This window comes from Rhodococcus sp. IEGM 1370, from assembly GCF_033142325.1.
GTDB lineage: Bacteria > Actinomycetota > Actinomycetes > Mycobacteriales > Mycobacteriaceae > Rhodococcoides.
Window position 1 is genome coordinate 51,996 of the sequence record NZ_JAWLRY010000012.1, and the last position, 12,308, is coordinate 64,303.

The following is a 12,308-nucleotide window of genomic DNA, read 5'->3' on the forward strand; positions in this document are numbered from 1 at the left end:
TTCAAGGATCCGCAGCCGGAAGGCCGACGACTCGGTCAACTACAGGCTAAACGGTCTGGACAAGCGCGGGCCGAGGTCCCAGGGCTTCAGGGCTTCTATGGGCTACGGACCAGCGTCCAGATCTCTGTCTCGTTCACGTTCAGGGTTGTTGGACGGCATAGGACGATCACGATCTGAAAGTGGGTGTCGACTACGTGGTGCGCGTGTCGGTGCAGCCACGAGCCCACGGGGCCGCTCGTTTGGTATTGCGTGGTCCTGAACAGGAGCCGTTTGCAGATCCGTAATACCGTCCACCGCTAGTGCCGACACTGCTCGTTGTTCCAGGTCACGCATACGCCGTTCAGTGGTAGTGCGTTGGTCGGCGGTCAACATGAGTCGCCGCCTGCGTGCGGCTTCGGTGATGGCGGTGTCGAAGACTGCGGCGGCGGCAAGGTCGGCAGCGCGGCGGTTCGGATCAGCTGCTCTCGTCGAGATCTCGGGCCAGTCGGTGCGCTGGGCCTGGACACGTCCGGCGGCATCGCGGGTGGCGCGTTGAGTGTCTTGGACCTGGCGGGCGAGGCGTTCTTCCCGTAGGCGTGCGTCGTCGACGGCGGGTTCGAGGGTCTTACGCTCGCGCCGCTTCGCGGTCGACAGTTGCTCGGTGAGTGTCGTGTGTTCGGTGCGTGCGGCCTCGTACTGTGCGGTAACGCGGCGTAGTTCGGTGGCGAGTTCGCGCGCAGCGGCGATCGCTGCGGCTTGTTCGTCGAGTCGGGCGTACAGCTTCTCGGTGTCGGCGACGACGGTGGGTTCGGTGCGGCCTCGTCCGGCGCGGTCGACGAACGCTGTCAGTTCCGCGTCCGGAACGAGCCGGATCGGGTCCTGCTGCATCTTGGCCAGCAGAGCGGCGTCGGCCGGCGAGAGCACCAGTTGCGGCTCGGGTACGGGCTCGGTGGCGTCCTCCACTGACAGCTCGGTCGGTGCCGTCGTTTCCTGTACGAGCTGTTCGACTGTGTCGGCTGCTGGTGCGTCGAGGACCTCGACGATCGACTCCAACGAAACCCGCGTTGGGGTCGGGGCGTCGGTCATCGCGGCACGCTTCGCTGCTTGTTCGGCCCGCCACAGCATCGCTTCGGTGCGGTCGACGTCGGCCTTGAACTCGGCGAGCGCGGCGAGGTCGATGCTCTCAGCAGCCAGGCCTGCGGTGGTGACGTCGACGGCGGTGACTTCTCCCCCGTCGGCTGCGGTGACGCGCTCATACTCCGCGGCGGCTTCGTGCGCGCGGGTGCGGGCGGCGGTCGCGGTGTCGTCGACGAAACCGGCGCGCCAGATCTCCCAGTCGAGACCGCGCTGCGCGAGGGCGCGTGCATCGTCGTCGTCCCCGGCGGCCGCGACGTCGGCGGCGACTGCGGGCCGGATGACGGTGTCGATGTGATGCCAGAGCGCTTCGGCCTCGAACTCGCGGTCGGTCCATTCCTGGCGGGTGTCGAGCATGGCGATCCGGGCGGGGCGTTGCCGGTCGGCTCGCTCCTGCAGCTCGGCGAGCATCGTGCGGGCATGGAACTGTGCGGGGCTGGTGCCGTCGGAAATCCGGCCACGCAGCTCCCGGTACCTGGTTTTGGCGTCGTCGAGATCTGCGGTAAGCAGTCGTACTCGTTCGTCGGTGGTGACCGTCGGGTACGGCAGCTCGATCGTCTCGATTTGCGAGCGCAACGCATCCCACACATCGGCCTCGGCGTCGGCGGTGCCGATCGTGTCGGCGGCGTCGATGTCGAGTGGTGCGCCGGCCTCGTGTTCGAGTCCGGTGTACTCGCCGTCGTACTCCGGTGGCGGCTGGTCGTAGCCGCTGTCGTACTCCGGTGGTGGCGGCTGGTCGTAGTCGACAGGGGCATCGAGTGCGTCGAGGGAGGCGAGGTAGTCCGCGTCGGCGTCGACCGGGATCGCGGGGGTCGAGCCGTCGACGACGGTGTCGGTCGCAGCAACCTGGGTGGGTAGTGGTGCCGGGATGACGAACTCGTCTGGCAGCTCGCCGCCGATGGTGTCGGAGACCGCCTCGTCGACGACAGGGGCAGCTTCCTCGTCCTCGATCGAGAGTGGTTCGGCGGTGGGTGGGGTGTAGGTGCGGGCGAGGTGGTTCTCGCGCACCAGCATCTCGGCCCGCCACGTCAGGGCGGTGGCGAGTTCGTGGGCGGGCAGGGTGACACCGTGATCGACCGGGTCGATGCCGCCGTGCAGGAACTCGTACGCGGTCCCGAGCAACTGTCCCGGGGTCCACAGGGTCGGGTCGGCGTCGTCGATGGTCGCCACGAGCGAGGGCCACGCTGCATCGGACATGACGCGGACGGCGGCGGTGTAGCCGAGCAGTTCGGTCAGTACCGGTGCCCACGATGGTTCGAGGACTGCGCCGTCGGTGTCGGCGTCGAGCGCGGCGACGGAGAGTTCACCGGACAGTCGCCACCACAGTGCGGCAGCGGGCAGCTCGTCGGGTAGCGGCGACGTGGCGAGGGAGTCGCGGACGAGGGTGTGGACTTCGATTCCGGCGCGTGCGGCGGCGGAGAGTCGGTCGGCGAGGATCGGGAAGTACGGGTCGCGGGCGATGTGGGTGTCGAGTTCGTCGACGAACGGACGCCATCGGGCGACGGCATCGTTTCCGGTGTCGATCATGTCGGCGGCGCGGCGGTCGAGGCTGCGTTGCGCTTTCACCGATGCGGCGGCGAGCTGCTCGGGTCCGGTCGGACGCCGATCGGCCGGGTCGACGTCGTGTGCGGCGCGGAACACCGCGAGATCGGTGAGCAGTTCGAGGTCGGGTTCGTCGGTGAGGAGCGGGCGCGCCCACACCGGTGCAGTCGTCGGTGTCCATGTGGCGACGTCGGCGGCGATGCGTGCGCAGTGCGTCGCCACCAGTTCCTGGCGGGCGTCGAGGTAGGCACCCCACTCGGGTAGATCGTGTACTGCTGTCGGGATGGCAGGTAGCCATGGCAGCGGCCCAGTGGCGGAGGAATGCTTGCCGCTCGGGTCCAGACGCCAGTCGAGAACTGCGGCGCGGTCGAGGGCGGTGTCGAGTTCGCGCGAGCGGACGGCGCTGCGCAGGGCTTCGACGGGATCGCGTCCGTGTGCACCGAGGATCGCCAAGTGTCCGCGCAGGGTCGGCCACGCGGGCTCGTCGGTCAGACCCGGTGCCTCTTCTTCGGCGGCAACGTCGATCGCGGCCATCACCTCCGGCCCGAGGTGCACTTCGGAGCCGGTGGCCACCGAGTAGTCGTAGGCCCGCGCCGCCGGCGAGAGATTGAGGTGCGGATCGTCGGCTTCGGCGAGAGTCGAGTGCGCCGAGACCTGTGCGCCGTCGCGCCGCAGAATCTCGCGGAGGTCGTCGACCGCGGTCGGGGGAAGCATTCCGCGTTCGGTCATCGCGGTGTGCAGGTCGCCGTCCGACGCGGTCGCCAGATACAGGTGGTTGGCTTGCTTGCCGCGGGTGAGTCCGACGTAGGCGAGCTGGCGGGTTTCGTCGCCGGTGGCCACGACGTGGCAGGTGTCGGCGGTCGAGCCCTGCGCGGAGTGCACGGTTCCGGCGTAGCCGAGTTCGGTGGCGGACTGGACGTAGTCGGCGTCGAGGGTGACGGTGCGTCCGAGTTCGATATGCCGTACCTGGAGCGAGCCGTCCCGGCCGACTTTCTCGACGATCCAGCGGTCACCGTTGCGGACCCAGTCGGTCTGCGAGAGCGGGTTGCGACGGTCGTTCGAGCGGGTGCGGACGGTGTCCCCGGCACTCGCCATGAGACCGTCGGCGAGGACAGCTTCCCGGCCGACACGCTTGCCAGTGGCGGCGAGGCGGTCGGTGCGGGCGCGGGTGTTGAGTTCGGCGACGAGCTCGCGGGTCGGGGCGAGCATGAGCGCGTCCTTGCAGGCCGCATGATCGGCCGCCCACGCGGTGTAGGCGTCGTCGGTGGCCGTCGCAATCGATCCGACGTGAACCCGTCCGTGGTCGATGTAGAACCCGATCGCGGCTTCGTCGCCGTCACGCAACGCCAGCGATGCGGCACCTTCGGCCGGGTCTCGGAACCGGACGACCTGCGAGAGCGACAACGCACCGATGCGGTCGTGGATATCGCGGAGCACGCCACCGGAGGCGACGGAGGCGAGCTGTTGGTCGTCACCGATCAACCGCACCGTTGCACCGCGCTCGACGAGTGCAGTGATTGCTTCGTCGAGATCGAGGGTGCCGGTCATGCCCGCTTCGTCGACGATGACGAGAGTGTCCTCGCCGATGTCGGTGTACCACTGCGGAACTGTCACCGACCGGCCCTCGCGCAAGCGTTGGGTGATGTCGACGAACTTCGCCAACGTGTCGGTAGTCGTCAAGATATCTTGACGCAGGACTGCGGCGGCGGCAGCGGTCGGTGCGAACCCGACGACGCGGCCGGCGGCGTTCTGCCACGCGGTCGTCAGTGCTTTCATCGACGCGGTCTTGCCGGTGCCTGCGGGTGCGAGTGCGAGTTGCACTTTCGCTCCCGAGGTCGCCATCGCGCGCACCAGCGACCGCTGGCCGGCGTTGAGGTCGAGACCGTTCGCTGCGGATTCGAGCAACGCAATCTCGACGTGCTTGTCGTCGATCGCAATACCGTCGGTGCGTCCGGCGAGGGCGACGATGCGCGCTTCGGCGTCGAGTACTGCTGCGGTGGTGAGCAACTGCGATTCGTGGCGGGTGTGCACATCGGCACCGTCGCGTCGGCGCATCACATCCGGGGCGATATCGGCAGCGGGGTCGGTGTCGGCGGCACCGGAGAGGTCGATCGACAACTCGTCCCCGCACGCGAGGTCGGTGACCTTCTCGACGAGTGCGTCGATGCGCTCGGCCGGTGGGTCGAAGGTGCGTACTTGCCGCACGACTTCGGCGCGAATGTTGTGCCGCAGGAACCGTGATCGTTTCCGCGAGACGATGTCGAGTGAGCGTTCGGCGGTCTCGCGCACCCAGGCGTGATCGAAGTCCGTCGTCGCTTCGGCGGCGGTGTGCGCGGTGATCGAGGAGACCAGTTCCGACAGCGCCTTCTGTGAGCCGAGGATCTCGATCGCTTCGGCTCGCCAGCCGCTGCGTTGGTCGGCGTGCGAGACCGGTTCGTGTTTGGCGGCACGGGTTTCCAACGTCGCTTGCTGGGCGAGGGAGATCGCTTCGATGGCAGTCGGTTCACGTCCGTGATCGGCCTGGAAGGTGCGTGCGAGTTCTGCGGTGCGGAGTTTGATCGCGGCGCTGCGCGAGGACCACCGCTCGGCGAGACGTTCGTCCATGCCGTCGATCTCGCGGACCGGACGTTTGCTGCGATCGGTCGACGCTCGCTCGGTGAACCGGACGCCGATGCGTTCACGCAACAGCGCTTCGAGGACGGTGTTGTAGACCTCGGAGGCGGGAACGTTGTTGCGGTACAACGCGGCCCCGTCGAGTGCGAGCCACTTGGTGGTGCCGTCGGGCATCGTGGCGGCGACCTTGTTGCTGATCGCGACGTGGGTGTGCAGGTTCGGATCCCCCGCGCGTGAATCGCGGTGGGTGAACTGTGCGGCGATCAACCCGTTGCCGTCGACTTGCGCCACTCCCCCGGTACCGACGCGGGTGAAACACGCGTGCTTCTCGAGGTACGTCACCGCGGCGGCGATCGCGGACTCGTGTGCAGCTTCGATCTGTTCCGAGACTTCACGCGGGGCGACGGCCCACAATGCCGACACCGATTTCACCGGTGTGAACGTCAAGTCGAAACCGGCTACAGCGGTGGTCTTCTGCCGGCCTACCTTGGCCACCCAGCCCGACAGTTCCCGTTCGTCCGCCGGAGCGCGTCCGTACTCCTTCGCGAACATTTTCGATCCGACATCGGTGCGGATCCGCGCGCGGTCGGCGTCGTCGATCGCCGCGTTCCACTTCTGCCCGCGTGCGAGATTGTGCGCCACGAACGCCTCCGCGCACGCCACCCGATACGCGGTCGCTCCGGAGTCGATCTTGAACGCCCGACCCAGTTTCGCCGACCGGGCGGCGTCGGCCTGAGACGCCCCTTGGGCGAGCGCCAGCTCGAACATCAGGTCCGCGTTCGGGTGCAGGCCTTCACCGAACAGGGCCTTCATCTGCGCCTCGGACACCTGCTGGCCGGCCGCGACCGACCCCAGACCAGCGAGGCCGGCCCCGGCCCAACGGCCGGGTGACTCGCCTTTTTCGGAGTAGTAATCGGCCAGCGAAGAGGCCCCACGCTCGGTGGAATCGGCAGCCGCAACCTGCCGGGTCAGGTACTCGTACCCGTCCCCAGCGGTCAGCTTGTGCAGACCCATCACAAACGCGGACTGTACCAGCGAAAACACGCGTAGCTCCATAGTGCATGAGGTGTGTGGGTTGGGTTTGGCTCTGGATTGGTAATCACTGATGTTGGGTTCGGGTGGTTGTGAACTGGGGTTTCGTTGGTGGTGGATCGGTGATGTGGCGGGAGGTTGTGTCAGGATCTGTGAATTCGAGGGTGGTTGGGGTTAGGGTGGGCGGCATGGCGTCGACTCAGGCTCGGATGACTGCGCGTGCTCGGGCGCGGGCGGCGCAGCAGAAAGTGCTCGCGGACCGCAAGCGCCGGGACGAGGCGAACATGGGGTCGTTGACGGCGTTCTTCACCGCCGCCGAGCAGATCGACGCCGCGACGCTGGCGATGGCGCGCGCTCTCGACGACATCCGGGCCCGCGAAGGAACACTCGGCGCGGCCGCGACACTCGCGGGGATCACGACCGGAGAAGCACGCAAACTCCTTGCCGTGATCGCCGCCGCCGAAGCGACGTCGGCGAGCACGGACACCGGCGACGACACCTTGGACTCCGACGCGGATGCAGGCACACAATCGCGTGATGGATCGGCCTTGAACGAGACGAGTGACTCGACGTCGACAGGCGATGCAACAACGAGCAAGGCCGTGACCCGCGACAGCGTCACGGACGTCGTGCCTGCGACGGGTCAGGGGTAGGCGGTGACCGCTCCGGTGATGCAACTGGCGTTGTTCGGTGACGACACCGCCGCCGCGTCACCTCAGCCGGTTCGGCGGGTGTGGCGGCCGTTGCAGCAGCCGTTGACCGCGAAGACCGTGGCGCGATTCTGGCAGAAGGTCGTCCGCACTCCGACGTGTTTTTTCTTCAACGGGTCGGTGAGCTTTCCGGATGGCTATGGCAGGTTCACCTTCACCGACGGCGACGCACCACGCACGTTGTCGGCGCACCGGTTCGCGTTGTTGCTCGAATACGGCGACCTCGGCGACGGGATCGTCGGTGAGCACGACTGCGACGAAACACTGTGCGTGCGAGTGGCCGACGGTCACCTCAAGTGCGGCACCCAGTCGGCGAACCTCGCGCACGCTGTCGCCGTCGGTCGGCACATCGGACCGACACCGGCAGGCGGGGATCCGCGCGGACGCTACGGACGCGCCGTCGCGATCCGCGACGCACTTAAAGACGGCTACGACGAACCGAGACTGCGAGCTGCGTTCGCCGGCCACAGCTTCGACGCGCAAGCACCACCGACCCTGTTCTGAGGCGTGCGCCCCGAGAAGTGTCGGTGGCGCGCGGTAGGGATAGATCCATCAGGCTTCGGGCCGCTGCACCGCACAGGTGAGAGCAGTCCTCACACGAGAAGGACTTACGAGATGACGCTCTCTTCGCTCTTCACCGACGACGTCGGCCCGCTCCCCCTACTCGCTGTCGCCGGTGTCGGATTCCTGATCTGGTACGTGCCGTACCTCGGCGAGACCGACCCCGGGTGGAAGGGATTCATCGCCAACATCCTGCGCATCGTGTTCGGTATCGCGTTCCTCGTCGGTCTCGCCGTTGTGTTCTCGGTGTTCATGGCAGCGATGGTCGGGCTCATCGCCGTTCTGGTGTTCATGCTTCCTCTGTTCGCACTCGGCGGTGCCAGCGGTGTCGCCGATCGCAGACGTCGGCGCGGGTACCACCGAGACCCCTACGGCAACGACTACTACTGACCGCACACCCGCATACACAGGCGCTGCGCACCCTGCTGCAATCGAGCAATGCAACACCGGGTGTGCGCGATGCAACGGCACCGTGCGTGATGCCTTCAGCGTCGGGTGCGCGAGTGCACGCGACGCTACGCGGCGTCCGGTGCACGTGTTGTCTATCCCGCCTTGCCGTACATCCATGCGATGACGTCGAGGACTCGCAGCGCACTGATCTCGTCCGGTAGCCCCGCCTTCGAGCGGATCGACCGTAGCCGTTCGTCGAGCGCTCCACCGTTGGCGCGCAACGCTTCCCTGATCGGGTCGCGGTGAACGGTGTTCGTGTTCAGAACGCGCCCGACGACCGTGTCGTAGATCGGGACCAGGCGGGGGCGTTTGCGCGCCATCAACTTGGTGGCGATGGTGCGGCCGATGTCCCCCACGCTTCGGAGTTCGTCTTCCAATAGGAGGATCGGGGTGTTCGAATCCAGCGGCTCAGCTTCGTCGGCGAGGTCGCGGTCCGGGCCAACGGCGTCGAGCAATTCTGCGAACCGTGCGGCGCGGGTGACGAGCAGTTCACGTGCCGCGCTCGCGGTGACGTTGACCGACAGGAAGGTGATGGCGACGAGATCGTCGGCGGTGAATCGGTCGACGTCGGTGTCGCGGCTCTGTGGTGCCCAACTGTCGAAGTACGCGCCGGTGTAGCACCCGGCATCGAGGTAGGTGCTCCCGTAGTACCACCGCAGCAGATCGACTGCGGTGTCGGCGGAGTCGACGATCAGGGGCGGTGGGAGAGTGACGCTCATAGCGGTCGATCGTGTCAGACATCAGTGGTGTCGACGTCGGGTTCTGGGTGCGGTTCGATGCGCTCCATGCTGTTGATGATCAGCGCGGTGCGCTCCGGCGGGCCGGACACACATGCGGTCACAGCGATCGGGCCCGCCGTATCGACGCACGATCGGCCGGTGCGTGCGAACGCGCGCGGGAACATCCAGAAGTCGATCGAATCGTCTGAGTCGACGAGTCGGCCCATCGCCCACTGACCTGTCTGCTGATTCGTCTTCACCGTGACTTCATCGAGGGTGCCGTGCACGGCGACGTGCGTCCCGTTGGGGACCTCGCCGTCGAGCACCGCCCGCACTCGAACGAGAGCCAGCATCTCGATGGCGGCATCGTCAGTCATGTTCAGCAGAATGTCAGTAGACACCGACAATCGTGACGTCGCCAACACTCGTACGCGGCCAACCCCGACCTCGCGACATCAGTCGATCGAACGACTTGCATCATCTTTATGACTACCTGAAGGTTACCGAGTATGCGCGCACCAAGGTCTACGTCGGTTCGGCTCCTGGCGCTGGTCTGCATAGTCGCTACCGGAGCCACTATCGCTTGCGGTGCGGATAATTCTGAGAGCACAGCAGCAGATTCCGAAGGCTCTGTGCCTGGCGCGATTGCAACTTCGGGGGCCACTGGCCTTGACGACACCTTGCACGATGCGGGCAGCATGGAGAACGTCAGCCGCGTAGATGCTTGTGCCTGGCTGACCCCGGACGAAATCAAGAACGCAACGAACGAGGCACCTACCAACAACCTCGAATCAAGCACTCCAGGGATGCACATACAGTGCGTCTGGGATTTTGGTCGTGGCCAATCGCTTTTCGGTAATCTCGTTGTGAGCAGCTCGATCGGCAAGGACTCAGTTGCGTTCTTCGAGACGCATCAACAGGATCCGAATGTTGTTGTCAGCGCTCAGATCGACGACCTAGGACGAAGCGCCCATTGTTGGCACTCCACCGTCCCTGTTTTTGCTAGTCCCGAACAGGAAGAGATCACGGTCAACGAGGTCTGGGTAGCGGCGTCAGACCAAGAATTATTCGCAGTCGGTGGGACGTTCGATTGTTCGGTTCTGGAAGACCTGGCAAGGACGGCCATGCCACGGTCCCAGTCTTGAATGGAGCCCTTCTCCGACTGATTGAGCTTCCGCTCGTCGAGTGCGAACGCGCTGACGCAACCGAGATGAACCATCGTGTGTTCGTAGCGGGCGACACCAATCTGCATTAGGCTCTGCACCAAGTTCGAGCGTCGATGAGGGTCACGTTCGAGCGCGCCCCACCCGTACCGATTCACGACGCATTGCGTTGTCCGCACTGTGCGCCTGTACAGCTCTGCGAGCGATCGGTGCCTGTCCGGTGGGGATTTCCGCGCACCGAAATTGGAAGGCCCTCACATCTGATGTCCATCTCACCCACGGTCGACAAAGACACCGCTCTCGCTCAGGCCCGCGCCGCAATCGAGAACCGCACCAAATACATCGAGTCGCTCTTCGACGCCGCCCAGGCCGCCGCCGATGCACGCGAAAAAGTCGCCGAAGCGACCCGCGCGGCCGACCGTGCGAACACCGAGCACGCCGCCGCCTACAAGGACGCGATCAAGGCCGGCTGGACGGCCGCCGAACTCACCGCCCTGCCGTTGCCCGCACCGGCACCGGTGGGCAAGAAGACATCCAAGACCTCCAAGCGCGCGTCCGGTCGCAGTACGCCGCGTCGCCGCGTCGGTGCCGAACACTCCCCCGCCGAACACTCGCAGTCCAGCAGCGCACCAGCAGCCGATACGCAGGCCTCGCCGCAGCCGTCACCGCCCGTGCCCTGATCGACGCTTCACCGCGGGCCTGGACACGCTCCCGGGCCTGCGCACTCCTGCTCTTTGCTCCGGTATCCGCCCGCGCGGCGGTGCACACCCACACCTTCCGAAGGACCATCGACATGCCCCAGCCCGAATTCAACGTCGAAGTAGCCAACATCGATCAGTACGGCGACCCCGGTTTCGTGCTCGCCCGCGGCTCGTTCTACACCTCCCGCTCTGCTGGACAGTTCGCGCTCACCCAAGCAGCGGCACTGGCGGACACCTACGAGCTCGGCACCGTCTCGGTCGTCATCGACTCGGTCGCCGAGGGAACCTCGCGCCGTGATGTCGAGTTCATCGGCAGCCCCGGCGAGCTCGCGGCCGACCTGACCGCACTCCCGGCCTACAAGAACGGTGTCCTGCGCACCGTGATCCCTGCACCCCGCGACGTCACCGCAGCAGTAGCCGCCATCGTCGAATCGTCACCACCGCTTCCCGATTCGGCGGTCGAGGGTCCCGACGCTGTCGCGGTTCTCGACGTGCAGGTGTACTCCACCCGCCCGGGCCCGATCCCCAACTCACGGACCGACGTCGGCGCATACGCACCCGATGACGCCCGCCGTGTTGCCGAGCAGCTCGCCGCGGATCTCGGCGGCACCATCGAACCGATGCGCAACGACACCGTGCTGCGGGTGACCCACGACGCGGATGTCTCCGACACCGATCGCATCGCCGTCGACCGCTACACACAGCTGCAGAACCTGCGGGCGAACATCTCCGTCCTCGACCCGGTCGCCGACGCCGAACACATCACCGCACTCGCCGCAGACCTCGAGGAGCTGCAAGCACGGTCGAGGCCGGCCGCACCTGCCGACAACTCTGCGGCTACGTCGATCTCCGCGACAGCCCCGTCCGGCTCGGTCGACGTCGAGCGTGCATCGACGCGCCCGCGCGGGTTGGTCACTCCCCCGCCTGCACGCTCGACCGGATCGGCGCGAGCTACCTCTTCCACGCCGCGCACACCACCGCCCGCGGCGCATACCGCAGCGACATCGCGCGTGGTCGATCACGGACTCGGATGAGCACCGGCCATGGGCTACGGACGGCACCGGATGCGATCCGAACCCGAGATAGAGACCAAGCCCGCTCATCGACTGCACGGCGGCGACATCGGCTGCCAGGTGACGTTCGTGCCACTGCGCTGGAACGACACAGCGATGACCGGCGAGCTCAGGCAGATACGCATCTCGGCGGACGAGATTCACATCGCGGTGCTGCAAACCGACCAACAGAAAGGCGCGTACCCGACGTTCGAGAGCAGCGGCGTGGACGACGCCCCACATTTCGTGGACTACGAGATCGACTGGAACGAAAACGTCGACGTAGACGTGCGTGACCGGTAGACCTCCCCCACCGCACGGCATGGCCACCGAACCTCTGGAACGACAAGAAGGCACCTGCACAGCTCGTGCGGGTGCCTTCTTCGCTGAGCGGGCTCGTCGCCGAGGACGTCTAGGCCTCAGGCAGCACTGTAGAGGTCGAGCCCGACGGCCCATGCGGTCATGATGTGTTGCTCGGCTTCGGTCATCTCGTCGGCGCGCAGGTAGTCCCACTCCTGGAGCGCCTCGACGTCGAAAGGATCGGCACCGACCTCCGTGCACCACACGAAATAGTCCGCAGGTGGTGAGAGGGCGTCATCGGCTGCGATCGCGGTCTCGCACATCATCTCTCCTTTTGGCCTCGTTGGCGCAG

At 66.4% G+C, this 12,308-nt stretch carries 11 protein-coding genes; 7 read left to right on the top strand and 4 right to left on the bottom strand.

Annotated features, from left to right (window positions below):
• Positions 1-102 precede the first annotated feature (102 nt).
• A complete protein-coding gene (gene mobF, locus R4P47_RS15770; protein ID WP_317785148.1) occupies positions 103-6,312 on the bottom strand; it encodes a MobF family relaxase in 6,210 nt (2,069 codons plus the stop codon).
• A 176-nt stretch (positions 6,313-6,488) separates the two neighbouring features.
• Between mobF and R4P47_RS15775 the strand changes: the two genes are divergently transcribed.
• The 3 genes from R4P47_RS15775 to R4P47_RS15785 all read left to right on the top strand — a co-directional run bounded on the left by R4P47_RS15775 (position 6,489) and on the right by R4P47_RS15785 (position 7,961).
• Positions 6,489-6,953: a hypothetical protein gene (locus R4P47_RS15775; RefSeq protein ID WP_317785149.1), complete on the top strand. Its 465-nt coding sequence runs from the start codon at positions 6,489-6,491 to the stop codon at positions 6,951-6,953.
• A gap of 3 nt (positions 6,954-6,956) precedes the next feature.
• Complete coding sequence (locus tag R4P47_RS15780) at positions 6,957-7,514, top strand: hypothetical protein (protein ID WP_317785150.1); 558 nt, start codon at positions 6,957-6,959, stop codon at positions 7,512-7,514.
• A gap of 111 nt (positions 7,515-7,625) precedes the next feature.
• Positions 7,626-7,961 (top strand): hypothetical protein, encoded by a 336-nt coding sequence (locus R4P47_RS15785; protein WP_317785151.1) that lies wholly within the window; start codon positions 7,626-7,628, stop codon positions 7,959-7,961.
• Between the two features lie 152 nt (positions 7,962-8,113).
• Here R4P47_RS15785 and R4P47_RS15790 read toward each other — a convergent pair whose 3' ends face one another.
• Positions 8,114-8,740 (bottom strand): DUF6308 family protein, encoded by a 627-nt coding sequence (locus R4P47_RS15790; RefSeq protein WP_317785152.1) that lies wholly within the window; start codon positions 8,738-8,740, stop codon positions 8,114-8,116.
• Between the two features lie 14 nt (positions 8,741-8,754).
• Positions 8,755-9,117: a hypothetical protein gene (locus R4P47_RS15795; protein ID WP_317785153.1), complete on the bottom strand. Its 363-nt coding sequence runs from the start codon at positions 9,115-9,117 to the stop codon at positions 8,755-8,757.
• Between the two features lie 321 nt (positions 9,118-9,438).
• On the opposite strand from R4P47_RS15795, the gene R4P47_RS15800 reads away from it, so the two are divergent.
• The 4 genes from R4P47_RS15800 to R4P47_RS15815 all read left to right on the top strand — a co-directional run bounded on the left by R4P47_RS15800 (position 9,439) and on the right by R4P47_RS15815 (position 11,959).
• On the top strand, positions 9,439-9,885 hold the full coding sequence (locus tag R4P47_RS15800; protein ID WP_317785154.1) for a hypothetical protein: 447 nt from the start codon (positions 9,439-9,441) through the stop codon (positions 9,883-9,885).
• Between the two features lie 281 nt (positions 9,886-10,166).
• Positions 10,167-10,583, top strand: coding sequence for a hypothetical protein (locus R4P47_RS15805; RefSeq protein WP_317785155.1), 417 nt, complete (start codon positions 10,167-10,169; stop codon positions 10,581-10,583).
• Between the two features lie 113 nt (positions 10,584-10,696).
• A complete protein-coding gene (locus tag R4P47_RS15810) occupies positions 10,697-11,638 on the top strand; it encodes a hypothetical protein (protein WP_317785156.1) in 942 nt (313 codons plus the stop codon).
• A gap of 30 nt (positions 11,639-11,668) precedes the next feature.
• Positions 11,669-11,959, top strand: a complete 291-nt coding sequence (locus R4P47_RS15815; RefSeq protein ID WP_317785157.1) for a hypothetical protein — start codon at positions 11,669-11,671, stop codon at positions 11,957-11,959.
• A 116-nt stretch (positions 11,960-12,075) separates the two neighbouring features.
• Here the strand turns inward: R4P47_RS15815 and R4P47_RS15820 are convergent, their stop codons facing one another.
• Complete coding sequence (locus R4P47_RS15820; RefSeq protein ID WP_317785158.1) at positions 12,076-12,279, bottom strand: hypothetical protein; 204 nt, start codon at positions 12,277-12,279, stop codon at positions 12,076-12,078.
• Between the last annotated feature and the right edge of the window lie 29 nt (positions 12,280-12,308).

What these genes read in the sequence shown, in the direction of transcription:
- R4P47_RS15775 (WP_317785149.1), top strand. Translation starts at nt 6,489, where the DNA reads ATGGCGTCGACTCAGGCTCGGATGACTGCGCGTGCTCGGGCGCGGGCG.
- R4P47_RS15785 (WP_317785151.1), top strand. Translation starts at nt 7,626, where the DNA reads ATGACGCTCTCTTCGCTCTTCACCGACGACGTCGGCCCGCTCCCCCTA.
- R4P47_RS15790 (WP_317785152.1), bottom strand. Translation starts at nt 8,740, where the DNA reads ATGAGCGTCACTCTCCCACCGCCCCTGATCGTCGACTCCGCCGACACC.
- R4P47_RS15795 (WP_317785153.1), bottom strand. Translation starts at nt 9,117, where the DNA reads ATGACTGACGATGCCGCCATCGAGATGCTGGCTCTCGTTCGAGTGCGG.
- R4P47_RS15800 (WP_317785154.1), top strand. Translation starts at nt 9,439, where the DNA reads ATGGAGAACGTCAGCCGCGTAGATGCTTGTGCCTGGCTGACCCCGGAC.
- R4P47_RS15805 (WP_317785155.1), top strand. Translation starts at nt 10,167, where the DNA reads ATGTCCATCTCACCCACGGTCGACAAAGACACCGCTCTCGCTCAGGCC.
- R4P47_RS15810 (WP_317785156.1), top strand. Translation starts at nt 10,697, where the DNA reads ATGCCCCAGCCCGAATTCAACGTCGAAGTAGCCAACATCGATCAGTAC.
- R4P47_RS15815 (WP_317785157.1), top strand. Translation starts at nt 11,669, where the DNA reads ATGCGATCCGAACCCGAGATAGAGACCAAGCCCGCTCATCGACTGCAC.
- R4P47_RS15820 (WP_317785158.1), bottom strand. Translation starts at nt 12,279, where the DNA reads ATGTGCGAGACCGCGATCGCAGCCGATGACGCCCTCTCACCACCTGCG.